This window comes from Arthrobacter sp. U41 (assembly GCF_007679325.1).
Taxonomy (GTDB): domain Bacteria; phylum Actinomycetota; class Actinomycetes; order Actinomycetales; family Micrococcaceae; genus Arthrobacter.
This window is the reverse complement of sequence record NZ_VEGI01000005.1, coordinates 14,655-40,821: the sequence shown is the minus strand read 5'-3', so window position 1 is coordinate 40,821 and position 26,167 is coordinate 14,655. Positions and strand designations below refer to the sequence as shown.

Annotated in this window: 23 protein-coding genes, 1 pseudogene and 1 riboswitch; of the genes and pseudogenes, 22 read left to right on the top strand and 2 right to left on the bottom strand. The window is 68.4% G+C overall.

Features of this window, described 5'->3' with window-relative positions; genetic code table 11:
* Positions 1–337: pseudogene (locus tag FS787_RS14525) on the bottom strand (hypothetical protein); the annotation flags it as partial.
* A 429-nt stretch (positions 338–766) separates the two neighbouring features.
* On the opposite strand from FS787_RS14525, the gene def reads away from it, so the two are divergent.
* The 12 genes from def (at position 767) to hisF (ending at position 11,249) form a co-directional block, all read left to right on the top strand.
* A complete protein-coding gene (def, locus tag FS787_RS14520; RefSeq protein ID WP_144673412.1) occupies positions 767–1,363 on the top strand; it encodes a peptide deformylase in 597 nt (198 codons plus the stop codon).
* Positions 1,360–2,280 carry a methionyl-tRNA formyltransferase gene (gene fmt / locus FS787_RS14515; RefSeq protein ID WP_144673410.1) on the top strand — a complete coding sequence of 307 codons (921 nt, stop codon included), beginning with the start codon at positions 1,360–1,362 and terminating at the stop codon, positions 2,278–2,280. Before def ends, fmt begins: the two co-directional genes overlap by 4 nt.
* The gene (locus tag FS787_RS14510; RefSeq protein ID WP_144673408.1) at positions 2,277–3,920 is read left to right on the top strand and encodes an RsmB/NOP family class I SAM-dependent RNA methyltransferase; all 1,644 of its coding nucleotides are present in this window, start codon (positions 2,277–2,279) and stop codon (positions 3,918–3,920) included. Before fmt ends, FS787_RS14510 begins: the two co-directional genes overlap by 4 nt.
* Before the next feature lie 72 nt (positions 3,921–3,992).
* Positions 3,993–4,649, top strand: a complete 657-nt coding sequence (rpe, locus tag FS787_RS14505) for a ribulose-phosphate 3-epimerase (protein WP_144673406.1) — start codon at positions 3,993–3,995, stop codon at positions 4,647–4,649.
* 184 nt (positions 4,650–4,833) lie between these two features.
* Positions 4,834–4,984: riboswitch (FMN riboswitch) on the top strand.
* A gap of 256 nt (positions 4,985–5,240) precedes the next feature.
* The gene (ribD, locus tag FS787_RS14500) at positions 5,241–6,308 is read left to right on the top strand and encodes a bifunctional diaminohydroxyphosphoribosylaminopyrimidine deaminase/5-amino-6-(5-phosphoribosylamino)uracil reductase RibD (RefSeq protein ID WP_260982582.1); all 1,068 of its coding nucleotides are present in this window, start codon (positions 5,241–5,243) and stop codon (positions 6,306–6,308) included.
* Positions 6,308–6,964 carry a riboflavin synthase gene (locus FS787_RS14495; protein ID WP_144673402.1) on the top strand — a complete coding sequence of 219 codons (657 nt, stop codon included), beginning with the start codon at positions 6,308–6,310 and terminating at the stop codon, positions 6,962–6,964. Before ribD ends, FS787_RS14495 begins: the two co-directional genes overlap by 1 nt.
* 71 nt (positions 6,965–7,035) lie before the next feature.
* Entirely contained in the window at positions 7,036–7,716 is a 681-nt protein-coding gene (gene ribB / locus FS787_RS14490) for a 3,4-dihydroxy-2-butanone-4-phosphate synthase (RefSeq protein WP_144673725.1), read from the top strand.
* 13 nt (positions 7,717–7,729) lie between these two features.
* On the top strand, positions 7,730–8,425 hold the full coding sequence (gene ribA, locus FS787_RS14485) for a GTP cyclohydrolase II (RefSeq protein ID WP_144673400.1): 696 nt from the start codon (positions 7,730–7,732) through the stop codon (positions 8,423–8,425).
* Positions 8,426–8,504: 79 nt separating this feature from the next.
* Positions 8,505–8,990, top strand: a complete 486-nt coding sequence (gene ribH / locus FS787_RS14480; RefSeq protein ID WP_144673397.1) for a 6,7-dimethyl-8-ribityllumazine synthase — start codon at positions 8,505–8,507, stop codon at positions 8,988–8,990.
* Positions 8,991–9,156: 166 nt separating this feature from the next.
* Positions 9,157–9,420 carry a phosphoribosyl-ATP diphosphatase gene (locus FS787_RS14475; RefSeq protein WP_024367461.1) on the top strand — a complete coding sequence of 88 codons (264 nt, stop codon included), beginning with the start codon at positions 9,157–9,159 and terminating at the stop codon, positions 9,418–9,420.
* A 164-nt stretch (positions 9,421–9,584) separates the two neighbouring features.
* Positions 9,585–10,427: an ATP phosphoribosyltransferase gene (hisG, locus tag FS787_RS14470; RefSeq protein ID WP_144673395.1), complete on the top strand. Its 843-nt coding sequence runs from the start codon at positions 9,585–9,587 to the stop codon at positions 10,425–10,427.
* A 45-nt stretch (positions 10,428–10,472) separates the two neighbouring features.
* Positions 10,473–11,249, top strand: a complete 777-nt coding sequence (hisF, locus tag FS787_RS14465) for an imidazole glycerol phosphate synthase subunit HisF (RefSeq protein WP_144673393.1) — start codon at positions 10,473–10,475, stop codon at positions 11,247–11,249.
* Between the two features lie 116 nt (positions 11,250–11,365).
* Here hisF and FS787_RS14460 read toward each other — a convergent pair whose 3' ends face one another.
* Complete coding sequence (locus FS787_RS14460) at positions 11,366–12,010, bottom strand: TIGR03085 family metal-binding protein (protein WP_056432204.1); 645 nt, start codon at positions 12,008–12,010, stop codon at positions 11,366–11,368.
* Positions 12,011–12,165: 155 nt separating this feature from the next.
* Between FS787_RS14460 and hisI the strand changes: the two genes are divergently transcribed.
* The 10 genes from hisI to FS787_RS14410 all read left to right on the top strand — a co-directional run bounded on the left by hisI (position 12,166) and on the right by FS787_RS14410 (position 26,141).
* Positions 12,166–12,621, top strand: a complete 456-nt coding sequence (hisI, locus tag FS787_RS14455) for a phosphoribosyl-AMP cyclohydrolase (RefSeq protein WP_144673391.1) — start codon at positions 12,166–12,168, stop codon at positions 12,619–12,621.
* Positions 12,622–12,792: 171 nt separating this feature from the next.
* Positions 12,793–14,358 carry an anthranilate synthase component I gene (locus FS787_RS14450; RefSeq protein WP_144673389.1) on the top strand — a complete coding sequence of 522 codons (1,566 nt, stop codon included), beginning with the start codon at positions 12,793–12,795 and terminating at the stop codon, positions 14,356–14,358.
* Positions 14,355–15,002 carry a Trp biosynthesis-associated membrane protein gene (locus tag FS787_RS14445; protein WP_144673387.1) on the top strand — a complete coding sequence of 216 codons (648 nt, stop codon included), beginning with the start codon at positions 14,355–14,357 and terminating at the stop codon, positions 15,000–15,002. Before FS787_RS14450 ends, FS787_RS14445 begins: the two co-directional genes overlap by 4 nt.
* Positions 15,003–15,117: 115 nt before the next feature.
* Positions 15,118–15,408, top strand: coding sequence for an HGxxPAAW family protein (locus FS787_RS14440; RefSeq protein ID WP_260982572.1), 291 nt, complete (start codon positions 15,118–15,120; stop codon positions 15,406–15,408).
* 2 nt (positions 15,409–15,410) lie between these two features.
* On the top strand, positions 15,411–16,229 hold the full coding sequence (trpC, locus tag FS787_RS14435; protein ID WP_144673385.1) for an indole-3-glycerol phosphate synthase TrpC: 819 nt from the start codon (positions 15,411–15,413) through the stop codon (positions 16,227–16,229).
* Positions 16,230–16,321: 92 nt separating this feature from the next.
* Positions 16,322–17,653: a tryptophan synthase subunit beta gene (gene trpB, locus FS787_RS14430; RefSeq protein ID WP_144673383.1), complete on the top strand. Its 1,332-nt coding sequence runs from the start codon at positions 16,322–16,324 to the stop codon at positions 17,651–17,653.
* Positions 17,650–18,471, top strand: a complete 822-nt coding sequence (gene trpA / locus FS787_RS14425; protein WP_144673381.1) for a tryptophan synthase subunit alpha — start codon at positions 17,650–17,652, stop codon at positions 18,469–18,471. The genes trpB and trpA overlap by 4 nt, the downstream gene beginning before the upstream one ends.
* A gap of 4 nt (positions 18,472–18,475) precedes the next feature.
* Complete coding sequence (gene lgt / locus FS787_RS14420) at positions 18,476–19,816, top strand: prolipoprotein diacylglyceryl transferase (RefSeq protein ID WP_144673379.1); 1,341 nt, start codon at positions 18,476–18,478, stop codon at positions 19,814–19,816.
* A gap of 264 nt (positions 19,817–20,080) precedes the next feature.
* The gene (gltB, locus tag FS787_RS14415; RefSeq protein WP_144673377.1) at positions 20,081–24,691 is read left to right on the top strand and encodes a glutamate synthase large subunit; all 4,611 of its coding nucleotides are present in this window, start codon (positions 20,081–20,083) and stop codon (positions 24,689–24,691) included.
* Entirely contained in the window at positions 24,684–26,141 is a 1,458-nt protein-coding gene (locus FS787_RS14410; RefSeq protein WP_144673375.1) for a glutamate synthase subunit beta, read from the top strand. The genes gltB and FS787_RS14410 overlap by 8 nt, the downstream gene beginning before the upstream one ends.
* Positions 26,142–26,167 lie beyond the last annotated feature (26 nt).

Below are 26,167 nucleotides of genomic sequence, written 5' to 3'. Positions count from 1 at the left end.
CGGCCGTGCCGTCGGTGGAGTCGTCCCGCCAACCGGTGGTCCACGCCGTGTTCGCTTTCGGAGCGGCGGCGGCCTGTTTCCGGGTTCGGTCCACGGCGCCGGCCGCCACCAGCTGCAGGTAGTCCAGGGCCCGCGAGAGTTCCTCCACCGTCCCGGCGAAATCCGCGGCCTCCCGGAAATCCCACAAGGCAGCGTCCCCGGCAGCCGTCGACGACACCTCCCGGACCAGTGCCAGGGCGGTGTCCACACCCTGAACACCGGCCACACCGGACGGCCCTTCCGGAGCTATGCCCCGGCCTGAGTCCTCAACGGCGATGAAATCCCTCACGGCTTCCATAGAACTCACATTAGTGGCGAGCTACGACAAAATAACGCCGGCCAGCACCGGGCCCAGAAGTGGGCCAAAATCATCCTGCCGGCGTCGGTCCCGGTCCGCCACCACCGGATGCCGCCAGAATCGGATCCGGGCCACAAATGTGCCGCGGGTTGGCCGCACTCTGCAGGCCGCACGCATACCTCACGCCCGGAGCCACACGCGGCGCGCACGCAGGGATCCGCACCCCCGCCCCAGCCCGCGAGCGGAAACCGGGCCGCCCCGCCCCGCCTCGCGAACAGAACCCAGCAGAGGAACCCCCAACCCGCTCCACCATCACCGCCCACCAGTCCACCCCGCCCAGCCCGATGAACAGCTGCCGTCCGGGCCAGGTCCGGTGTGCAACTAAACTGGACTGGATCCGCCGCCGCCCACCGTAAGGACAGATTGCACATGGCCATTTTGAATATCCGCATCATCGGGGATCCTGTGCTGCGCACAGTTGCCGATCCCGTGACGGAATTCGGGCCTGAGCTAGCGAAGCTGGTTGCCGACATGACCGAAACCATGGAGGACGTGGACGGCGCGGGCCTGGCCGCGCCCCAGGTCGGCGTCAGCCAGCGCGTCTTCACGTACCGCATTCACGGCGTCGAGGGACACATCATCAACCCGGTGCTGGAAAACAGCGACGACTTCCAGCCCGACGAGGTGGAAGGTTGCCTCTCCATCCCCGGCCTCGGCTTCCCGGTCCGCCGCCACCGGCACACCCGCGTCACCGGCGTGGACCTGCACGGCAACCCCGTGACCGTCGAGGGCGAAGGCATGCTGGCCCGCGCCTTCCAGCACGAAACCGACCACCTCGACGGCATCCTCTTCACCGACAGGTTGGAAGGCGAGGACCGGAAGACGGCCCTGCGCGCCATCCGGAACGCCAACTACGACTCCATCACCGAACAGACGACGGCGAAGCGCGCCAAGACGGTCGGCACCAGCTTTGGGTCCGGCACCGCAGGCGCAGGCAGCTTCGGCTCCTTCGGAAACGCCCAGTGAAAGTTCTCTTCGCGGGGACTCCGGCTGTGGCAGTGCCGTCCCTGGACGCGCTCGTGGCGGCAGGATTCGACGTCGTTGCCGTCCTCACCCGCCCGGACGCGCCGCTGGGGCGCAAACGCGTGCTGACGCCGTCGCCTGTTGCTGCCCGGGCCGCGGAACTGGGCATCGACATCATTCACGCCGCCAGGGTCGACGCCGCGGTGACTGAGCAGATCGCGGCCGCCGGCCCGGACGTCGCCGCAATCGTGGCCTACGGCGGGCTCATTCCCCGGGTGGCGCTGGACATTCCCCGGCATGGATGGATCAACCTGCACTTCTCCTTACTGCCGGCCTGGCGTGGCGCAGCCCCCGTGCAGCGCTCCCTCATCGCCGGTGACGACGTCACCGGGGCTGTCACCTTCCAGCTGGAGGAAGGGCTGGACACGGGCCCGGTTTTCGGCACCCTCACCGAAGCTGTCCGCCCCGACGACACCGCCGGTGCGCTCCTTGAGCGGCTGTCCCATAGCGGCGCCGTGCTGCTGACCCAAACGCTGTCCGCGGTCGACGCCGGAAAGGCGGCAGCGGTCCCGCAGCAGGGCGAAGTGAGCCTGGCCCCCAAACTGAGCCTCGAGGACGGCCGGATCGACTGGACGCAGCCCGCCCTCGCGATCGGGCGGCGGGCGCGCGGTGTCACTCCGGAACCCGGCGCCTGGACCATCCTGGACGGCCAGCGGGTCAAGCTGGAACCGGTGGTGCTGCGGCCAGGGGGACCGGCGCTGACCCCGGGCCAGCTGGCCCTGGAGGGCAAGGCCGTGCTGGTGGGAACCGGTTCGCATCCGGTGGAACTCACCCGGATCCAGCCTTCGGGCAAGAAAATGATGACCGCCGCCGACTGGGCGCGCGGACAGGCAACACTTGAAAGCGTGGTATTCGAATGAGCGAGTCCGGGAGCGGCAGTGGCCGCGGCAACGGCCCCCAGCGTGGCTCCGGCCAGGGCGGCCAAGGCGGCCAGCGTGGCTCCGGCCAAGGCGGCCAGCGTGGCTCCGGCCAAGGCGGCCGGGGACGGGACGGCAGCCAGCGGAACGCGCAGGGCCGGGAACGCAACCGCGGACCGCAACGCGACTTCACCGAGAACGCGCCCTCCCAGCGCACCCGCCGGGCCGATCCTGCCCGGCTCGTGGCCTTCGAGGTGCTGCGCGCCGTCGCCTCCGAGGACGCCTACGCCAACCTCGTGCTGCCGGCCAGGATCCGGCACCACAGCCTGGACAAGCGCGACGCCGGCTTCGCCACGGAATTGAGCTACGGCGCACTGCGGGGCCAAGGCACTTACGACGCCATCCTGGCCCGCTGCGTGGACCGGCCGCTCGATCAGCTGGACCCGGCCATCCTCGACGCGCTCCGGATCGGCGCCCACCAACTGCTGGCCATGCGCGTCCCCGCCCACGCCGCGCTGGACCAGACCGTCGGCCTGGCCCGCGCCGTAATTGGCGCCGGACCGTCGGCCCTCATCAACGCCGTGCTGCGTAAAGTTTCAGCCCGCACTCTCGAGGAGTGGCTGGACCTGCTCTTGAGCGACGAGACGGACGAAACGAAACAAGCCGCCATCCGCTACGCCCACCCCGAATGGATTGTGCGGGCCCTCCGGCAGTCCCTCGTGGCGCACGGCCGTCCCGTCACCGAGATCAGCGACCTCCTCGAGGCAGACAACGCCGCGCCGGTAGTCAACCTCGTAGCACTCCCCGGGCTGGGCAGTTTGGACGAGGCCCTCGAAGGCGGCGCAACACCCGGCGAACTCGTCGAAGGCTCGGCGCTCTCCAACGGCGGAGACCTCGGCCGGCTCGCTTCCGTGCGTGAAGGCACCACCCGCGTCCAGGACGTCGGCTCCCAGCTGGTGGCCCGCGCCATGGCCGCCGTCGATCTGGGTGGCAGCAGCCAGGGGACCGGTAGCCCCGCAGCCGAAGTGTCAGCCGAAAAGCCAGCCGAACGCTGGCTGGACATGTGCGCCGGTCCCGGCGGCAAGGCGGCCCTGCTCGGCGCCCTCGCCCGGGAGCGCGGCGCCACGCTGCTGGCCAACGAACCGGCGCCGCACCGCGCCAAACTGGTTCGTCAGGCCCTCGCAGCCGTGCCGCACGAGGTCTGGCATGTGCGCACCGGCGACGGCCGCGAGGTGGGTACCGAGATGCCGGAGAGCTTCGACCGTGTGCTCGTCGATGCCCCCTGCACGGGACTCGGCGCCCTGCGCCGCCGCCCGGAATCGCGCTGGCGCCGGACCCCCAAGGACCTGACGGACCTGGGCCCGCTCCAGCGTGAGCTGCTCAAGTCGGCGCTGGCGGCCGTAAAGCCCGGCGGCGTCGTGGCCTACGTGACGTGCTCGCCGCACCCCGCCGAAACGACCGCCGTCGTGAGCGATGTGTTGCGGAAACGCGACGATCTTGAACTGCTCGACGCCGGCGCCGCGCTGGACAGCGTCAGCCTCACGGGCCACCTCGACGCCGGGCACGAGCTCACCGCCCAGCTCTGGCCGCACGTGCACCGGACGGACGCGATGTTCCTGGCGCTCATCCACAAAAAGGCCTGACCAACAGGGAATACTAGGCACGGGGGTTCGCGCCCCCACCGGACATCTCAGCAGAATGACAAGGAAATGCACATGGCCAAGAGCTGTATCCATCCGAGCATCCTCTCCGCAGACTTCGCCAACCTCGAAGCCGAGCTGCAGCGAATCGGCAACGCTGATGCGGTTCACGTGGACGTCATGGACAACCACTTCGTGCCCAACCTGTCGCTGGGGTTGCCGGTGGTTGCGCGGCTGCAGGAGATAAGCCCGGTTCCGTTGGATGCGCACCTCATGATCGAGCACGCGGACCGCTGGGCTCCGGCCTACGCCGACGCCGGGGTCGCCTCCGTGACGTTCCATGCCGAGGCCTCGATTGCGCCGATTAAACTCGCACGTGAGCTGCGGGCCCGCGGGGCCAAGGCAGGGCTGGCGCTCCGTCCGGGCAGCGGCGTGGAACCCTTCCTGGACCTGCTCGGCGAGATCGACATGCTGCTGATCATGACGGTGGAGCCCGGCTTCGGCGGCCAGGAATTCCTCGACCTTACGCTGCCCAAGATCCGCCGGGCCCGCGCGGCCATTGATGCGTCCGGCTTGGACGTGGCACTGCAGGTCGACGGCGGCATCACCGCTGACACCATCTGGCGTGCTGCCGATGCCGGCGCCAACGTCTTTGTGGCCGGCTCCGCCGTCTACGGTGCCGATGATCCGGCCGAGGCGATCGACCGGCTTCGCGCCGCGGGACAGCGCTAGCGGGCGCCGCAGGCCAGCGCTAGACAGCGCAAGCTGACGCCGGCCAGCGCCGGCCAGCGCTGCGGGCACGGCCCAGCGCCAGCTGACAGCGGCCCAGCGGAGGCGGAAAATGACGCACCCTGTAACATCACGACGGCGGGAATAGCCAAAGCTGCCCGGCGGTTGTGCCAGAATAGCAAGACACATACGTGCTCCGGGGTCGGTGTAAGTCCGAACCGGCGGTTATAGTCCGCGACCCGCGAGCCGGCACCTCCCACGGGAAGGCTGCCGGCAGACGGTTGAACCGGTGGAACTCCGGTACCGACAGTTAAAGTCTGGATGAGAGAAGCACGTACAGCTGTTACTGCGGAGCCCTGTGGCGCCGCGGAAGTTCGCTGTCGTATACCCCCGGAGCCATCGCGGCTTTGAGGGAAGGAACGACACACACATGCACTCTCTGCGATGGCTCTTCACCACCACTCCGGTCTTTGAAAGCCCGGTGGCAGGTTGATGAGCGTCAAACACACCACACACGAGGCGGCGGACGGCGCCGCTGCCGGGTACGTTTCAGTTCCGGCCGGAGCAGGCTTCAGCGCCACCGAGGCCGCGGCCATGGAGGCAGCCCTTGCAGCTGCCCTGCAGGGGCCCCGTGGCGCCAACCCGCTGGTTGGCGCCGTCGTGATTGCCGCTGACGGAACCCAGCTGGTCACGGGCTACCACCGCGGGGCGGGCACCGCCCACGCGGAAGCCGACGCGATTGACCAGGCAAAGGCCGCCGGCCATGACCTCAACGGCACCACCATGGTGGTCACCCTGGAGCCCTGCAACCACTGCGGCCGCACGGGTCCCTGCGCGCAGGCGATCATCGAGGCCGGTGTTGCGGACGTCGTCTACGCGATCGACGATCCGCACGACCCCGCCGCCGGCGGCGCAACCACCTTGCGCGCCGCAGGGGTCCGCGTCCGCTCCGGGCTCGGCGCGGAAGCCGCACTTGAGCTGAACCGGCGCTGGTTCGAGGCCGTTGCCGCCAGGCGGCCCTTCGTCACCCTCCACATCGCGCAGACGCTCGATAGCCGGATCGCCGCCAGCGACGGCACCAGCCAGTGGATCTCCAGCCCGGAATCGCTGGCTGACAACCACGCCCTGCGCGGCCGGATCGACGCGATCCTGGTGGGAACCCAGACTGTGCTGGTCGACAACCCGCGCCTCACCGCGCGCGGCCCCGACGGAACACAGACCGGCGAGCAGCCGCTGCGCGTCGTGATGGGCTACCGCGGGATCCCCGAGGGCGCCGCAATCAACGGCGACGACGGCAAGGTCCTCCACCTGCCCACCCGAGACCCGCACGAAGCGCTGGACGGACTGTTCTCCGCCGGAGTCCGGCACCTCATGGTGGAAGGCGGCTCCCGGATCCTCAGCGCGTTCCTCGCCGCCGGGCTCGTCGACGAACTCATCGTCTACCTCGCCCCGACGCTCCTCGGCTCCGGCACACCGGCACTGGAAGACCTCGGGATCACCACGCTGGCCGACGCCCAACGCTGGGAATGGGACCCGGCGTTTGGCGGGGCCGTGCAAGTGCTCGGCCGCGACCTGCGGCTGCACTTGCGCCCCGCCACCCACACTTCACCCGCTTCAACCCCGCTCCGCGCCAGCGCGGGCACCGCCGCAGGAGGCATCTGATGTTCACCGGAATAATCGCCGAACAGGGGAAGGTGTTGTCCGTTGACCGCAACGGCGACATCAGCGCCACCGTCCGGCTCCACGCCCCCGCCAGCACCGAGGGACTGGCCCTCGGCGGCTCCATAGCCGTCAACGGCGTCTGCCTCACCGCCACGGAGATCGATGGCAAGGACTTCAGCGTCGACGTCATGGGCGAGACCCTGACCCGCAGCACCATCGGCGAACTTACCGCCGGGGACCCGGTCAACCTGGAGCGCTGCGTTCCGGCCGGCGGCCGGCTGGACGGGCACGTCGTGCAGGGCCACGTCGACGGCGTCGGCCGGCTGCTGGAGCGGGAGGCTCTGGGTAACTGGGACCGGCTCCGCTTCGGCGTTCCCGCCGGGCTGGCCCGCTACATCGCGGAGAAGGGCTCCATCGCCGTCGACGGCGTGTCGCTCACGGTGACCGCGGTGAGCCCGGCCGCTGAACCGGCGCCGTGGTTCGAAGTGGGGCTGATCCCCACCACGCTGGCGGACACCGGCCTGGGCGCGAAAGCCATCGGCGGCCGCGTGAACCTCGAAGTGGATGTCCTGGCGAAGTACACTGAGCGCCTGCTCGCGTTTTCCGGCGCGGCAGCCGGGGGAGCAGCGGTACGCGCAGAGGGGGCAACAGCGTGAACAACGTCAAGGACATCAACGTCACGGACATCCCTGCCCGGCCCCTGCTCAACGACCCCTCCGACGCTGCCGTGCCGGCGGAGCTCGCCGCACCCGGAACAGTCGTCCCCCCAGCCGGACTCGACCGGATCGAAGACGCCGTCCGCGCCATCGCTGCCGGGCGTCCCGTCCTGGTGGTCGACAACGAGGACCGTGAAAACGAAGGCGACATCATCTTCGCCGCGCAGCACGCCACTCCGGCCCTGATGGGCTGGACCATCCGGTACAGTTCCGGGGTCATCTGCGTACCGCTCGACGGCGATCGGGCGGACGCCCTCGCGCTGCCGCCGATGGTGGCAATCAACGAGGACGCCAAGGGCACCGCCTACACGGTGTCCTGCGACGCCGCGGTGGGTGTCAGCACCGGAATCTCCGCCACGGACCGTGCGCTGACGGCCCGGATCCTGGCCGATCCGGGGAGCGAACCGGCGGCGCTGACCCGTCCCGGGCATGTTTTCCCGCTCCGCGCCGTTAAGGGGGGAGTGCGGGAACGTCCCGGGCATACCGAGGCAGCTGTGGAACTATGCCAGCTGGCCGGGCTCGAGCCCGTCGGTGTGATCGCTGAAGTGGTGCACGACAACGGAGAGATGATGCGGCTGGACGGACTTCGCGGCTTCGCCCTGGAGCACGGCTGCCCGCTGATTTCGATTGCGGACCTGGTGGCCTACCTTGAGGCCGGGGGTTCCGCCGGCCATGCAGCAGACCCCGCGTGATGGAGGAGAAAAGATGACGACATCTGAAGCACAAGAACAGTTGGCGGCCGGCGGCCCGCATCCGGTCAGCGCCGGCCCGATCGTGCAGCTGCCCACGGCCTTCGGCGACTTCGTGGCGCAGGCCTGGACCGACCTGGCCACCGGCGCCGAGCACCTGGCAGTCAGCTCCCCGTTGCCGCCGGTGGACGGGACGGCCCCGCTGGTCCGGCTCCACTCGGAGTGCCTCACCGGAGATGTGTTCGGCTCCTACCGCTGCGACTGCGGCGAGCAGCTGGCCTACGCTCTCGAGCTGATCAACGAGTCGGGCGGGACGCTGTTGTACCTGCGCGGCCAGGAAGGCCGGGGGATCGGCCTGGCGAACAAGATGAAGGCCTATGCCCTGCAGGAGGCCGGTTTCGACACCGTGGAGGCCAACGAACAGCTGGGCCTCCCCGTGGATGCCCGCTGCTACAAGGCCGCCGCCCAGATCCTCGCGGACATGGGACTTCACGAGGTCCGCCTGCTGAGCAACAACCCGGACAAGCAGGACCGGCTGGCCCAGGCCGGCGTCCGCGTTGTGGAGATGGTGCCCACCGAGGTGCCGTCCCGGGAGCAGAACCTCCGGTACCTGCAGACCAAAAAGGACCGCATGGACCACCGGCTGGTCCTGGACATGGAGCCGGCCGCCCCGGCCGCCGGCCCGCGCGGATTCGACCACGAACAAGACTGAACGACGTTCAGCCGGCCCCGGCGGGCCGCCTGGCGTTGCCCCACACCACACAACGACTTAGCAGAACAAGGATTTCCACATGAGCGGCCACGGCGCACCACAGATTGACCTCAGCACCTTCAAACCGGAGGAGACCTCGCGGCTGAAGCTGGCCATCGTGGCCGCCAGCTGGCACACCCAGATCATGGACGGGCTGCTGGACGGGGCCCTGCGCGCGGCGAAGGACGCCGGCATCAGCGAACCGACTGTGCTCCGGGTTCCCGGGACGTTTGAGCTCCCCGTCGCCGCCGCCCGGCTGGCACCGCACTTCGACGCCGTCGTGGCCCTCGGCGTCGTGATCCGCGGCGGAACCCCGCACTTCGAGTACGTCTGCGAGGCGGCCACACTGGGTCTGACCGAGGTCTCGGTGCGCACCGGCGTCCCGGTCGGCTTCGGCGTGCTGACCTGCGACACGGAACAGCAGGGCATCGACCGGGCCGGGCTGCCGGGATCCACCGAGGATAAAGGCCACGAGGCCGTCACCGCTGCCCTTGCCACCGCGGTGACGCTCCAGCAGTTCAGCTAGGACTGAAGCAAGGGTTCGGCCGGGACCCGGAGACGGCCCGGCCGAACCCTGCCCCTGCGGAACCCGGCCCTGACGGAACCCCGCCCCTGTGGAATCGCTCACATCCCCGCCGTCATGCGAGCCCCCGGAAGGCGCCCACCGCCCGCGAGCAAGTAGGCTGGAGGGTGTGAAGAATTTCGAATCGCTGTTCGCAGAACTGAGTGAGAAGGCAGCCGTCCGTCCGGAGGGCTCCCGCACCGTCGCCGAACTGGATTCCGGAGTCCACGGCATCGGCAAGAAAGTCGTGGAGGAAGCAGCCGAGGTCTGGATGGCTGCCGAGTACGAATCCGATGAAGCCGCCGCTGAAGAGATCTCGCAGCTGCTCTATCACCTGCAGGTTCTGATGCTCGCCAAAGGTCTCAGCCTGGAAGACGTCTACAAGCATCTCTAGCCACGTTCCCGCCGGAACCGCCCGGGCCCTGACCTGCGGATCCGGTGTATAGCGTGGCCCGCTGTGCCTGAACCGACTGATACTGGACGGAATGTTCCTGAACGGACCGTTTTTGAACGGACTGTTTTCGACGGACACCGTCCCGACCAAGAAAGACCTCCCCAATGCTGAGAGTTGCCGTCCCGAACAAGGGCTCCCTGTCCGAAGCCGCCTCCGCCATGCTCGCCGAAGCCGGCTACCGCCAGCGCCGCGACACCCGCGAGCTGGTCATGCTGGACCCGGACAACGACATTGAATTCTTCTTCCTCCGCCCCCGCGACATCGCTGTGTATGTCGGCCAGGGCACGCTCGACGTCGGCATCACCGGCCGCGACCTGCTCCTCGACGCCGAGGTTGACGCCGAAGAGCTGCTCCCGCTGGGCTTCGCGGCCTCCACCTTCCGTTTCGCCGGCCCGGTGGGCGACTTCAGCACCGTCGAACAGCTTGAGGGCAAACGCCTCGCCACCAGCTACGACGGACTGCTCCGCGGCTACCTCGCCGATCGCGGCATCAAGGCCAAGGTGGTCCGCCTCGACGGCGCCGTGGAATCCTCCGTACGCCTCGGCGTCGCGGACGCGATCGCCGACGTCGTCGAAACCGGCAACACACTCAAGGCAGCCGGCATGGAGATCTTCGGCCAGCCCATCCTGAACTCCGAAGCCGTCCTGATCGGCCGCAAAGGCGAGCAGAACCCGGCCGCCGAGGTCCTGATCCGCCGTCTGCAGGGCGTCCTCGTGGCGCGCCAGTACGTCATGATGGACTACGACATCCGCAAGGAGCTCGTGGAACAGGCCGCGGCGCTCACACCCGGACTGGAGTCTCCCACCGTTTCACCCCTGCGCGACTCGGACTGGGTCGCCGTCCGTTCGATGGTGCCGAAGCGGCAGACCAACCGGATCATGGACGAACTCTACGACCTCGGCGCCCGCGCCATCCTGGTCAGCACCATCCACGCCTGCCGCATCTGACCCGGCCCGCGTAAACCTTCCGCAAAGCGATTACCAGGAGAAGTCATGGCTGTAGCCGTCCGCGTTATCCCGTGCCTGGACGTTGATGCCGGCCGCGTGGTCAAGGGCATCAACTTCGAAGGACTCCGCGACGCCGGAGACCCCGTGGAACTGGCCCACCGCTATGACAACGGCGGCGCCGACGAGTTGACCTTCCTCGACGTCACGGCTTCCTCGGGCAACCGCGAAACCACGTTCGACGTCGTCCGCCGCACCGCCGAGGAAGTCTTTATCCCACTGACCGTCGGGGGCGGCGTCCGCGGCGTGGCCGAAGTGGACCGGCTCCTGCGCTGCGGCGCGGACAAGGCCGCGATCAACACCGCCGCCGTCGCCCGTCCGGACGTTATCGACGAAATTACGCGGCACTTCGGCTCCCAGGTCCTCGTGCTGTCGCTCGATGCACGCCGCACGCGTCCCGGGTCGCAGCCCACCCCCTCCGGCTTCGAGGTCACCACGCACGGCGGGCGCCAGGGCACCGGGATCGACGCCATCGAGTGGGCCCGTGAGGCGGCCGACCGTGGTGTGGGTGAGATCCTGCTCAACTCGATCGACGCCGACGGCACCAAGGACGGCTTCGACCTGGAACTGATCCGCCTCGCGCGGGCCGGGGTGAAGGTTCCGCTCATCGCTTCCGGCGGTGCCGGCAAGCCGGAGCACTTCCCGCCGGCCGTGGCGGCAGGCGCTGATGCGGTGCTCGCCGCATCGGTCTTCCACTTCGGGCCGCTGGACATGATCGCCCAGGTCAAGTCCGCGATCCGTGAAGCAGGCTTCGAAGTCCGGTAGCACAGGACTGGACGGCACGCGTCCGGACAGGGCAGAACCGGACAGCACAGAACGCAAAACGCGGGGCCCGTTACTTGGTAACCGGCCCCGCGTTTTTGCGTCTGAGTGGGTGGGGACTAGAGTCCCACTTCGGCGGACTGCAGGAGCGCGACGGCGTCCGGCTGGCCCTCGAAGGTCACCAGCGCATGCCGGGTACGGCCGTGGGCGTGCATCAGGAGTTCACCCGGATCGCCGACGATCGCCACGGACACCGGGGCGCGCTTGGCGACGTGGCGGGGTCCCGACGGGCGCACCAGGACGATTCCGAGGTCAACGCCGCGGTAGAGGATGGCCGCCCGCTTCACCAGTTCGTCCCAGAGAGCGTCGGAATATTCCTCGTCCAGGGCGCGGGGAGCCCAGCGGTCGACCGCCCGGCGGACGTCCTCGGTGTGGACGAAGTATTCGATCAGGTTGGCGCTTTCGTCCAGTGCCTTGATCTTCATGGGCGAGAACGCGGAAGGGCCGGCGCGGAAGGAATTGACTAGCCTGTTGTAGTCCTCCGGCGTCTTGAGCGTCGCGGCCAGCTCGGCCGTGGCCTGGTCCGAGGCCTTGGACAAACGCTTGAACAGCAGTCCCAGTCCGACGGCGGCTTTTCGCTCGCGCAGGTACAAGTGGGCAGCCAGATCCCTGGTGAGCCAGCCCTTGCAGAGCGTGGGGGAGTCAGGACCGGCCGCCAGTAGTGTTTCGGCCAGAACTTCTCGGGAAGGATCGACGAAATGCATCACTTGTGAAACTAGCACGAGACGGCGGCGCGTGTGCACCTGAACCGCCGTCGTTTTGGCTCCGGGGAGGCGATTCACACCGTGGTGACGCCGATGTTAAGTGCAGCGGCGGGCAGCTGGGCGGCGCCCCGCCCCGAGGCACTAGACTTGAGGCGATGTCTGAGCAGCCCGCCCCCGCCCGTCCCGAGGGAAACGCCGTCAGCGGAAACGCTGTTGACGGGGTCCGCCCGGGTCCAACCGCGCCCGCGCCCACAAGCCCGCTCCCTGCGGAACTAACCGCAGCCCTGAAACGGGACAGCGCCGGCCTGGTCGCTGCGATCGTGCAGCAGTTCGATACCAACGAGGTGCTGATGCTCGGCTGGATGGATGATGAGGCCCTGCACCGCACCATGACCACCGGGCGGGTGACGTTTTATTCGCGTTCCCGCCAGGAGTACTGGCGCAAGGGGGACACGTCCGGCCACGTGCAGTGGGTCAAGTCGCTCGCGATGGACTGCGACGGCGATGCGCTGCTGGTCCGCGTGGACCAGGTCGGAGCGGCCTGCCACACGGGAACCCGGACGTGCTTCGACGGACGCGGACTCGACGCCGTCACCGGTCACGCCGGCTGACCCCGCACACGCCGGCTGACCCAGAGCCGACGGCGGACCGGGGCAGCCAACCGCGGCGTACAGCCGCTCAAGGCAACCGCACGTGACAGCCGCACGTGACAGCCGCACCGGGGTGCAAGACCACACACTCAACCTTCAGGACCACTGAAAGAACAGGCGGAAACCACAGCCATGCAGGACCTTGGAATCATCAGCCCGGGCCTGGAGGAGTTCCGTGAACTCGCAGGCCACAGCCGTGTCATCCCTGTCCGGCTGAAGGTTCTTGCTGACGCCGAAACCCCGATCGGGCTGTACCGTAAACTCGCCCAGGGCCAGCCGGGCACGTTCCTGATGGAATCCGCGGCCGTCGGCGGCTCCTGGTCCCGCTACTCCTTCATCGGGGCCCGCTCACGGGCCACCCTGACCACCAAGGACGGCCAGGCGCACTGGCTCGGCGAACCTCCCGTCGGCGTGCCGCTCGGCGGCAACCCGGTGGATGCCCTCCGCGACACCGTCGAAGCCCTCCGCACCGACCGCTTCGAGGACCTTCCGCCGTTCACGTCCGGCCTGGTCGGATTCCTAGGCTGGGAAACCGTGCGGCACTGGGAGAAGCTGACCAGCCCGCCCGAGGACGATCTGGACCTGCCCGAGATGGCGCTGAACCTGGTCACTGACATGGCGGTGCACGACAACATGGACGGCACCGTCCTGCTGATTGCCAACGCGATCAACTTCGACAACAGCACCGAGCGCGTCGACGAGGCGTGGCACGACGCCGTTGCACGGGTGAAGGCCCTGCTGGCGCAGGTCAGCGCCCCCGTCAAGCAGCCGGTCTCCGTGTTGGACCCGGCGGCCTTGGACTTCGCCTCCAGCGTGCAGGAGCGCTGGGACGAGACGGAGTACCTGGCCGCCCTGGACCGCGGCAAGGAAGCGATCGTCGACGGCGAAGTGTTCCAGGTGGTCATCTCGCGCCGCTTCGAAATGGAATGCGGGGCGGACCCGCTGGACGTCTACCGGGTGCTCCGGAACACCAACCCCAGCCCGTACATGTACATCTTCAGCCTCGAGGACGCCAACGGCCGGCAGTACTCCATCGTCGGATCCTCCCCGGAGGCGCTGGTGACCGTGACGGGCGAGGAAGTCATCACCCACCCCATTGCCGGTTCCCGTCCGCGCGGCAAAACCGTGGAGGCGGACAAGGCCCTGGCCGAGGAACTCCTCGCGGACGAAAAGGAACGCGCCGAACACCTCATGCTGGTGGATCTTTCCCGCAACGACCTCTCCAAGGTCTGTGTGGCCGGCTCCGTCGACGTCACGCAGTTTATGGAGGTGGAACGCTTCAGCCACATCATGCACCTGGTCTCCACCGTGGTGGGCAAACTGGCGCCCACGGCCAAAGCCTACGACGTGCTGAAGGCGACCTTCCCGGCCGGAACCCTGTCCGGCGCGCCCAAGCCGCGGGCGCTCCGCCTGCTCGATGAGCTGGAGCCGCACCGCCGCGGGATCTACGGCGGCGTGGTGGGCTACCTCGACTTCGCCGGCGACATGGACATGGCCATCGCCATCCGCTCGGCCCTGCTCCGGGAGGGGCGCGCCTATGTACAGGCCGGCGGCGGCATCGTGGCCGACTCCGTCAACGCCACTGAGGCACTGGAAACCGTCAACAAGGCCGCCGCCCCGATGCGCGCCGTCCACACAGCCCGGTCGCTGCGCAACATCACGGCAGAGTCCATTACCGACGCCGGGACGCAGCCATGAGCGGCGCCACCGTCAAGAGCACCAGCCCCGCAGTTCCCCGCTGGGCCCGGAAATCGACCCTGGTCCTGGCCGTCGTCGCCCTCGCGCTGGCCGTCTTCGGCACCACCACGCAGACCTGGCTCACCGTCCACCTGGACCCGGCCCAGCTCGGCCAGGCCGTCAACAGCCAGGACGGCCTGCAGGTACAGGGCAGCAAAGCCGCCACCACCGTCACGGCCCTCGCCCTGGTGGCCCTCGCCGGCGGCCTGGCCGCGTCCATTGCCGGCCGGATCGCACGCTGGATCATCACGGCACTCATCCTGCTGGCCGCCGCAGGCATCGTCAGCGCCGCCGCAGTCGTGATCGCGGACCCGCTGGCCGCCGCCCAGGGCTCGATCGCCGCCGCCACCGGGATCACCGGCAGCGACGTGAACGTGGACGTCACGGTCTTCCCGGCCCTCGCCGTCGTCGCCGGCATCCTGCTGGGACTCAGCGCACTGCTGATCGTCCCGGCGGGCCGGTACTGGAAGTCCCGCACGAAATATGACACACCGGCGGCAGGAAGTGCATCTGGCACTCCGGCCGGCGGCTCCGCGACCCCGGCGGGGCCGGCGGACGAGATCGACAGCTGGGACCGTTTGTCCCGCGGCGACGACCCCACCTGATCCGATGCCGCGGGCGCTCCAGGCGGCGCGACCCGGCAGCGTGCCCCGCAACGCGGCTAATATCGCCGCCAAAAAATGGCAGAATGTAAGCAGTATTCACCCTGAGGAGATTTCAATGAGCAACGCACCTGTTTCCGCCCCCAAGCCCGCTGCCGGAAGTGGCTACTCCTACGACGACATCGATCACAGCGAGCCCACCGGCCACGGCAACAGCCCTGCCGCCTGGACCACCGTCTTTGTGATGCTCGCCGGCGCCCTCATTATGTCCATCGCCTTTGTCATCGCCAACACCCCGATCTTCATCGGGGGCGGCGTGGTCATGCTGGCCGGCCTGGTCATCGGGTTCGTCATGCGCAAGGCCGGCTACGGTGTGGGCGGCAGCAAGCTGAAGAACTCCGGCCACTGAGGGTGACTGTTCTCGATGACATCAATGCCGGTGTCAGGGAGGATATGGAGGCCCGTCAGCGCCTCGTTACGCTCGCGGAACTGAAAGAGCGCGCGGCCGCGGCCGCGCCGGCGCGCGATGCCTGGACCGCCCTCGGCGGTCCCGCGGACAATCGCGGGCAGCTGAAGGTGATCGCCGAAATCAAGCGCCGCAGCCCCTCCAAGGGCGACCTCGCCAGCATCGCGGACCCCGCCTCGCTCGCCGTGCAGTACGCCGACGGCGGAGCGGCCGTGATCAGTGTCCTCACCGAACAGCGCCGCTTCAACGGCTCCCTCGCCGATCTTGACGCCGTCCGCGCAGCGGTGGATATCCCGCTGCTGCGCAAGGACTTCATGATCGACGAGTACCAGATCTGGGAGGCCCGGGCACACGGGGCCGACCTGATCCTGCTCATCGTGGCGTCCCTGTCCGACGCGCAGCTGCGCGAATACAGCGCCCTTAGCCGCGAACTCGGCATGAACGTGCTCGTCGAGACGCACACGGCCGAGGAAATCGAACGCGCGGTGACCGCCGAGGCGCGGATCATCGGCGTCAACGTGCGCAACCTCAAGACGCTCGACGTCGACCGTTCCGTCTTCGCCGAACTCGCCGGAGGCATCCCCGCCGGCTCGCTCGTCGTCGCGGAGTCGGGGGTGCGCGGGGTCGACGACGTCCGGCACTACGCCGCACACGGCGCCAATGCAGTCCTCGTGGGCGAAGCCCTGGTCAGTGACGCGACCCCGCGGGAGCGGATCGCGGAATTTATGGCCGCCGGAGCCCAGGAAATCGCCGCACGATCCTGACCCGCGCTCCGGCCGGGCCACGCCTGCCCGGACGCGGAGCCTCCGTGCGGCACCGAAGATCTAGTTAGCAGTGGAAGAGGATGGTGAGACTGATGGTCGATGCGCCAGCAGCCGGCTCAGACGAAAGCGCAGTGGACGCGTTCCTGCAGGGTGGAGAATCCCTGCGGCACGCCCCCGGGCCCTACTTCGGCTCGTACGGTGGCCGGTGGATGCCCGAGTCGCTCATCGCTGCCCTGGATGAGCTGGAGGACACCTTCCAGAAAGCCAAGGCCGATCCCGAGTTCACCGCGCAGATCGCGGAGCTGAACAAGAATTACTCCGGCCGGCCGTCGCTGCTCACCGAGGCCAAGCGCTTCGCGGAGCACGCCGGGGGAGTGCGGATCTTCCTCAAGCGCGAGGACCTCAACCACACCGGTTCCCACAAGATCAACAACGTGCTGGGCCAGGCGCTCCTGGCCAAGCGTATGGGCAAGACCCGGGTCATCGCCGAAACCGGCGCCGGGCAGCACGGCGTCGCCAGCGCCACGGCCGCCGCCCTGATGGGTCTGGAATGTGTCGTGTACATGGGCGCCGAGGACTGCCGCCGGCAGTCCCTCAACGTGGCCCGGATGGAGCTCCTCGGAGCCACCGTCATCCCGGTGACCAATGGGTCCCAGACCCTCAAGGACGCCATCAATGAGGCACTCCGGGACTGGGTGGCCAATGTGGACAACACCCACTACCTGCTGGGCACGGCCGCCGGGGCGCACCCGTTCCCGGCCATGGTCCGTTACTTCCACGAGGTCATCGGCGATGAGGCCCGCGCCCAGATCCTGGAACAGACCGGCCGCCTGCCCGACGCCGTGTGCGCCTGCATCGGCGGCGGTTCCAACGCGATCGGCATCTTCCACGGCTTCCTGGACGACCCGTCAGTGCGGATCTACGGCTTCGAAGCCGGCGGCGACGGCGTCGAAACCGGCCGCCATGCCGCCACCATCACACTCGGCAAGCCCGGTGTGCTGCACGGCGCCCGCTCCTACCTGATGCAGGACGACGACGGCCAAACCATCGAGTCGCACTCCATCTCGGCCGGCCTGGACTACCCCGGCGTGGGCCCCGAGCACTCCTACCTCGCCGACATCGGACGCGTCAGCTACGAGCCCATCACGGACAGCGAGGCCATGGACGCGTTCCGGCTGCTCTGCCGCACCGAGGGGATCATCCCGGCCATCGAGTCGGCACACGCCCTGGCCGGCGCCATCAAGGTCGGCCAGCGGCTCGCCGCCGAGGCAGAGACGTCCGGCAGCAAGGCAGCCGACAAGATCGTGGTGGTCAACCTCTCCGGCCGCGGCGACAAGGACGTGGCCACCGCAGCGGAATGGTTCGACCTGCTGGACAAGGATTCACCCGAGCACGAAATCGCCAAAGAGGGGGAACAGCTGTGAACCACGTCGAATCGACTGTCCGGGGGGCCAGCAAGTCGGCCGCGGCCATTGACCGGGCCAAAGCCCAGGGCCGCGCCGCCCTGATCGGCTACCTCCCCGCCGGCTATCCCAGCGTCGAGGACACCATCGCGGCCGGCATCGCCCTCGCGGAGAACGGCGCCGACCTGATCGAGATCGGCATCCCGTACTCCGATCCGGTCATGGACGGCCACGTCATCCAGGCGGCCACCACTGAAGCTCTTGCTGCGGGCTTCCACGTCCAGCAGGTCTTCGACGTCGTCCGCGGCATCACCAGCAAAACCGACGCCGCCGTGCTGGTGATGACCTACTGGAACCCCGTCGTCCGGATGGGCGTGGATGAATTCTCCCGCCAGCTGGCCGACGCCGGGGGAGCAGGACTCATCACCCCCGACCTGATCCCCGACGAAGCTTCCGAATGGATGGCTGCCTCGGACAAGTACGGCCTGGACCGGGTGTTCCTGGTGGCGCCGTCGTCCTCGCCGGAGCGCATGAAGCGCACCGTTGAGGCGAGCCGCGGCTTTGTCTACGCTGTCTCGATCATGGGCGTCACCGGCGCCCGGACCTCGGTCAGCTCGGCGGCCAAGGACGTTGTGGCCGCCGCGCACGCCGCCGGCGCCGAACGCGTCTGCGTCGGGCTGGGCGTGTCCAACGCGGACCAGGTCCGCGAGATCGCCGCCTACGCGGACGGCGTGATTGTCGGGACCGCCCTCGTCGTGGCCATCCGCGACGGCGGCGTGAATGCGGTAGCGTCCTTGACGAAAGACCTCAGCACCGGCCTTACCAAGGAAGAAGCCTAAGCACATGCAGTCAGTCCTCCACGCGGCAGCGATGATTCCCGCGAGCATCCCGAGCCCGGACTGGTCCGGATTCGACATTCCGCTGCCGTGGGGGTCACTGCGCATCCACGCTTACGCCCTGTGCATCCTGCTCGGCATCATTGCCGGCCTGTGGTTGACGTCCGTCCGCTGGTCGAAGCGCGGCGCCCCGGAGGGGAGCGTCTGGGACATCGCCATCTGGGCCATTCCCTTCGGCATCATCGGCGGCCGGCTCTACCACGTGGTGTCCTCACCGGATGCGTACTTCGGGCCCGGCTTCGACGGCACCGGCGACCTGTCCCTGATCCCGCAACTCCAGCGCGGTGGACTGGGCATCTGGGGCGCCGTGCTGCTGGGCGCCGTCGGCGCCTGGATCGGGTGCCGCAAGGCCGGCGTCAAGCTCAGCGCTTTCATGGACGCCGCGGCTCCCGGGCTGCTGCTGGCCCAGGCGATCGGCCGCTGGGGCAATTACTTCAACCAGGAGCTCTTCGGCGGCCCCACCACCCTCCCCTGGGGACTGCAGATCGACGCCGACAACCCGAACTTCCCGCCCGGGATGGCCGCGGAGACGCACTTCCACCCGACGTTCCTCTACGAATCCCTGTGGAACCTCGCCGGCGTGGGAATCCTGCTGCTGCTGGACCGCAAGTTCCGGTTCCGCCGCGGCCGCCTGTTCTGCCTCTACGCGATCTACTACACGCTGGGCCGGGTCTGGATCGAAGCGATGCGGATCGACGACGCCGAGCTGATCAACCTCTTCGGCATCACCACCCGGCTCAACGTGTGGACCAGCATCTTTGTCCTTCTGGGCGCGCTGGCCGCCTTCATCATCCTGGGCCTGCGCAAGCCCACCGGACCCGACACCGTGTACCTGCCGGGCCGCGAACCGTCCGAGGTGGAACCGGTCACTGACAACGCTGCTGACAACGACGACGCGGACAAGGATGCCGTAGCCGCTGACAAAGACGCTGCCGACGCCGACAAGGACACCGCAGCCGCTGACAAAGTCACCGACGCCGCCGCGGACGCGGCCGGGAAGCCGGCCGCCGTCGTCGACCGCGCCGACGACGCCGGGAAGTCCGCCGGGGAGCCGGCTACCGTTCCCGCCGGTGCTGCCAGTGTCCGCCATTCGGATTCTGCTGTCTCAGATAGTGAGTCGCGTGGTAATCTCCCTGATAACCAAAGCGGTCCCGGCCGCGCTTCCGCCCCGGCGGGAGCGTCAAAGGAATCCACCGGCGGCACCACGCCCGCCACAGGAGCACCGGCGGCCGGAACACGCGGCCACCAGGGACACGGAACCGCGCCGGAAGCTGAGGGCACCAAGTAGCTCAGCCCCGGCAAACCGGGCCGCGGAGTCACCCCTCGCAGAGCCCGTTTCCACAGCGTCGTGGCAGCAGGGAAGGCGGCGGACAGCAAACAGTTGCTGTTCTCGCAAGCCCAGGGCCGGCGGCCGCGTAACTGTTAGTGCAGGAAGCGGCGCTGACCTACAATTCGAATAAGAAAACACTTTGTTGTGCCCGTCACACCGGCGCACCGATGCGGGCCAATGTTGTCCCTCCCATACGCACGATCAGGAGGAAGGACGTCTCCCATGACCCAAACCCTGCACAGCCCCAGTTGGTCCGAGCCGCAACAGGCCGCCATGTCGCCTTTCAAGCGGTTCGCGGCACTTCCCGAAGCCGCCGGGCTCTACAACCCCGAGCAGGAGAAGGACGCCTGCGGCCTCGCCATTATCGCCACGCTGCGCGGCGAGCCGGGTTACGACATCGTCGACGCCGCCCTGACCGCCCTGCGCAACCTCGAGCACCGCGGTGCCGTGGGCGCCGATGAAGGCACCGGCGACGGCGCCGGGCTGCTCATGCAGATCCCGGACGAATTCTTCCGCGCTGTCACCGACTTCGAACTCCCCGCCCCCGGCCAGTTCGTCGCGGGCACGGCGTTCCTCCCGTCCGAGAAGCGCGAATCCGATGCCGCCAAGGCCGGGATCGAAAGCCTCGCCGCCGACGAGGGCCTGACCGTCCTCGGCTGGCGCGAAGTGCCGATTGTTGCTGACCTTGTCGGGGCCATGGCCCGGGCCTGCATGCCCTACTTCTCGCAGCCGTTCCTTGCCTCCAGCACCGGGGAAGTCCTGGAGCGCAACGAACTCGACGCCCGCGCCTGGCGCATCCGGAAGCGGGCGCAGAACAAGTTCGGCGTGTACTTCCCGTCGCTGTCCTCCCGGACCATCGTCTACAAGGGCATGCTGACCACGGCGCAGCTCGAGCCGTTCTACCCGGACCTCTCGGACAAGCGCTTCAAGACCAAGCTCGCGATCGTCCACTCGCGCTTCTCCACCAACACCTTCCCGTCCTGGCCGCTGGCCCAGCCGTTCCGCACCATCGCGCACAACGGCGAAATCAACACGGTCAAGGGCAACCGCAACTGGATGCGCGCCCGCCAGTCGCAGCTCGCCAACCCGCTGCTGGGCGATTCACCCGAAGAGCTGTACCCCATCTGCACGCCCGGTGCTTCCGACTCGGCCTCCTTCGATGAGGTCGCGGAACTGCTCTGGCTCTCCGGCCGGCCGATTACGCATTCGATCATGATGATGATCCCCGAGGCCTGGGAAAACCACGCCACGATGGATCCCGCCCGCCGCGCGTTCTACGAGTACCACTCGCTGCTCATGGAACCGTGGGACGGCCCCGCCGCCGTGTCCTTCACCGACGGCAACCTGGTGGGGGCAACCCTGGACCGCAACGGCCTGCGCCCCGGCCGGTACTGGATCACCGAGGACGGCCTGATCATCTTCGCGTCCGAGGTCGGCGTGATCGACGTCGAACCCTCCAAGGTGGTCAAAAAGGGCCGCGTCTCACCCGGCAAGATGTTCCTCGTGGACACCGACGCCGGCCGGATCATCGACGACGCCGAGGTCAAGGCCGAGGTGGCGGCGGCCAACCCCTGGGCCGACTGGGTCAAGGAAAACCTGATCGACCTGGCGGAGCTGCCCGAGCGTGAGCACGTGGTGCACACCGCGGCCTCGGTCAACATCCGCCAGCGCACCTTCGGCTACACCACCGAGGAACTGAAGATCCTGCTCGGCCCCATGGCCCGCACCGGCGCCGAACCGCTGGGCGCCATGGGTTCCGACACTCCGGTGGCCGTCCTCTCCAAGCGCCCCCGGCTGCTGTTCGACTACTTCGTGCAGTCCTTCGCGCAGGTCACCAACCCGCCGCTGGACGCCATCCGCGAGGAACTGGTCACGTCGCTGACCTGCGCAATCGGCCCCAACGGCAACCTGCTGGACACCAAACAGGTCCGCCAGGCGCAGGTTTCGCTGCCGTTCCCCGTGATCAACAACGACCAGCTCGCCAAGATAGCGAACATCGAGAACGCCGACGGCGACAAGGTCGCCATGAAGGTGCGCGGCCTGTACCGCCCCGAGGGCGGCGAGAACGCCCTCCGCGCGCGGCTCACCGAAATCTGCGAGCAGGTGTCGGGTGCCATCAACCGCGGCGTGCAGTATGTGGTGCTCTCGGACCGTGACTCGAACGCCCAGTGGGCGCCCATCCCGTCCCTGCTGCTCGTCAGCGCCGTGCACCACCACCTGCTGCGCAGCGCCAACCGCACCAAGACCGCCCTCGTGGTTGAGGCCGGCGACGTCCGCGAGACGCACCACGTGGCCGTGCTGATCGGCTACGGCGCCTCCGCCGTGAACCCGTACCTGGCGATGGAATCGGTGGAGCAGCTGATCTCCACCGGCGACGTCGTCGGGGTCACCCCGCAGGACGGTGTCTACAACCTGATCAAGGGCCTCGGCAAGGGCGTCCTGAAGATCATGTCCAAGATGGGCATCTCCACCGTGGCCTCTTACACGGGTGCCCAGACCTTCGAAGCGCTGGGCCTCGGCCAGGACCTCGTGGACGAATACTTCTCCGGCACGCACTCCCAGCTCGGCGGCGTCGGCCTGGACGTCATCGCGGCCGAGGTTGCCGCGCGGCACCGGATGGCGTACCCCGAGAACGGCATCGAAGTGCCGCACCAGCCGCTGCTGGGCGGCGGCGAGTACCAGTGGCGCCGCGACGGCGAGCCGCACCTGTTCAACCCGGAGACCGTGTTCCGGCTGCAGCACGCCACACGTGAGCGCCGGTACGACATCTTCAAGGCGTACACCCGCGGCGTGGATGACCAGTCCGAGAACCTCATGACCCTGCGCGGGCTCCTGAAGTTCAAGGCCGGGCTGCGCCCCGCGGTCCCGCTCGAGGAAGTGGAGTCCGTCTCCAGCATCGTCAAGCGGTTCTCCACCGGCGCGATGAGCTACGGTTCCATCTCCCAGGAGGCGCACGAGACCCTGGCGATCGCCATGAACCGGCTGGGCGGCAAGTCCAACACCGGTGAAGGCGGCGAGGACGTGGACCGGCTGCTCGATCCCGAGCGCCGCTCCGCGGTCAAGCAGATCGCGTCCGGCCGATTCGGCGTGACCAGCCTGTACCTGACCAACGCCGACGACATCCAGATCAAGATGGCCCAGGGCGCCAAGCCCGGCGAGGGCGGGCAGCTGATGGCGCAGAAGGTCTACCCCTGGGTGGCCCGCACGCGGCACTCAACGCCCGGCGTCGGACTCATCTCCCCGCCCCCGCATCACGACATCTACTCGATCGAGGACCTCGCCCAGCTGATCTATGACGCGAAGCGTGCCAACCCGTCGGCCCGCGTGCACGTCAAGCTCGTCTCCGAGGTCGGGATCGGCACCGTGGCTGCCGGCGTCACGAAGGCCAAGGCCGACGTCGTCCTCGTTTCCGGGCACGACGGCGGTACCGGCGCCTCGCCGCTGAACTCGCTGAAGCATGCCGGTGTGCCGTGGGAGCTGGGTCTCGCCGAGACGCAGCAGACGCTGATGCTCAACGGCCTGCGCGACCGCGTGGTGGTGCAGGTGGACGGCCAGCTCAAGACCGGCCGCGACGTTGTGATCGCCGCGCTGCTGGGCGGCGAGGAGTTCGGTTTCGCCACCGCCCCGCTGGTGGTCTCCGGTTGCATCATGATGCGCGTCTGCCACCTGGACACCTGCCCGGTGGGCGTCGCGACGCAGAACCCGGAGCTCCGCTCCCGGTTCAACGGCAAGCCGGAGTTCGTGGTCAACTTCTTCGAATTCCTCGCCGAGGAAGTCCGCGAGATCCTGGCCGAGCTGGGTTTCCGGAGCATCGAGGAAGCGATCGGCCACGCCGAGATGCTCGACACCCGCGAGGCCATCAATCACTGGAAGGCCGAAGGGCTGGACCTGGACCCGATCCTGCACGGACTCGAGTTCGACGACGACGCCCCGCTGCGCAACCTCACGGGCCAGAACCACGAGCTGGACAAGCACTTCGACCAGCGCCTGATCGCGATGGCCGCGGAAGCCCTGAGCGACCGCAGCCCCGTCAAGATCGCCGTCGACGTCATCAACACGGACCGCTCCGTCGGCACCATGCTGGGCCATGTGGTCACCAAGACCTTCAGCACGGACGTGCTGGCGACGGACACCATCGATATCACGTTGACCGGCACCGCCGGCCAGTCGCTCGGTGCGTTCCTGCCGGCCGGCATCACGCTGCGGATGTTCGGTGACTCCAACGACTACGTCGGCAAGGGCCTGTCCGGCGGCCGCATCATCGTGCGGCCGGACCGCACCAACGTCTTCCCGGCCGAGCGCAGTGTGATCGCCGGAAACGTGATCGGCTACGGCGCCACCAGCGGCGAGATGTTCCTGCGCGGCCAGGTCGGCGAACGCTTCCTGGTCCGCAACTCCGGCGCGACGGCGGTGGTCGAAGGAATCGGCGACCACGGCTGCGAGTACATGACCGGCGGGCAGACGCTCATCATCGGGCGCACCGGCCGCAACTTCGGCGCCGGCATGTCCGGCGGCACGGCCTACGTCCTGGACCTGCAGACCGAACGGGTCAACAAGCAGGCCCTGGAATCCGGTGAGCTGCAGCTGCGCGAACTGGACGCCGAGGACCGTGACATTGTCCATGGACTGCTGGTGAAGCACTCCGAGGAGACCGAGTCGCTGCTCGCGGCACGGCTGCTGGAGAACTTCGACGACACCGCAGCCCGCATAACCAAGGTGCTGCCGCGCGACTACGCGGCCGTGCTGCAAACCCGTCTTGACGCCATCGAAGAGGGCCTTGACCCCGACGGCGAAGAAGTTTGGTCTCGAATCCTGGAGGTGACCGGTGGCTGATCCACGCGGATTTCTGAAAGTACGTCAGCGCGAAACCCAGCCCCGCCGTCCCGTTCCGGTCCGCATCATGGACTGGAAAGAAGTCTACGAGGCCCAGGAAAAGGGTGTCCTCAAGTCGCAGGCCGGCCGTTGCATGGACTGCGGCGTGCCGTTCTGCCACCAGGGCTGCCCGCTGGGCAACCTCATTCCGGAATGGAATGACCTCGTCTGGCGGGACAAGGGCGAGGAAGCGATGGAGCGGCTGCACGCCACCAACAACTTCCCCGAATTCACTGGGCGCCTCTGCCCGGCGCCCTGCGAGGCGTCGTGTGTGCTGGGCATCAACCAGCCCGCCGTGACCATCAAGCAGGTCGAGGTTTCCATCGTGGACCAGGCCTTCGAAAACGGCTGGGTCAACCCGCTGCCGCCAGCACGCCTCACCGGCAAGACGGTCGCCGTCGTCGGCTCCGGCCCCGCAGGGCTAGCCGTCGCGCAGCAGCTGACCCGGGTGGGCCACACCGTCGCCGTCTATGAACGCGACGACAAGATCGGCGGGCTGCTGCGCTACGGCATCCCCGATTTCAAGATGGAAAAGGAACAGGTGGACCGCCGCCTGGAGCAGATGAAGGCCGAAGGCACCCGCTTCCGGACCGGCGTCGCCGTCGGCACGGACGTGACCTGGGAGCAGCTGCGCCGCCGGTACGACGCCGTGGTGGTCGCCACCGGCGCCACCGTCCCGCGTGACCTGCCGATCCCGGGCCGCGAGCTCGAGGGTGTGCACTTTGCGATGGATTACCTCGTCCCGGCCAACCGGGTGGTGGCGGGGGAGACGGTGGAGAACCAGATCAACGCCGCCGGAAAGCACGTTGTTATCCTCGGCGGCGGCGACACCGGTGCGGACTGCCTCGGCACCGCGCACCGGCACCAGGCCGCCTCGGTGACCACCCTGGCCATCGGCAAGCAGCCGCCCGCGGAGCGCGCCAGCCACCAGCCGTGGCCGACGTTCCCCACCCTGTTCGAAGTTGCCAGCGCCCACGAGGAAGGCGGCGAACGCACCTACCTCGCCTCCACCGTCGAGTTCGTCGGCGAGAACGGCAAACTGACCGGCGTGAAGGTGGCCGAAACCGAATTCGTCGACGGCAAGCGCCTCCCGAAGGCCGGCACCGAGCGGATCATCCCCGCTGACCTGGTGTTCCTGTCGTTGGGCTTCACCGGTCCGGAGCGGGCGGGGATCACCGAGCAGGTCAGCGCCGAATTCGACGGCCGCGGCAACGTGGCCCGGGATGGCTACTACATGACCAACACGGAAGGCATCTTCGTCGCCGGAGACGCCGGCCGCGGCCAGTCGCTCATCGTCTGGGCCATCGCCGAGGGACGCGCCTGCGCCGCTGCGGTGGACAAGTTCCTGATGGGCAGCACCATCCTCCCGGCTCCGGTGGCGCCGACCGACCGTGCCATGGCGGTTCTTTAGAGCCCCTCCGGCCTGGCCGCTGTTAC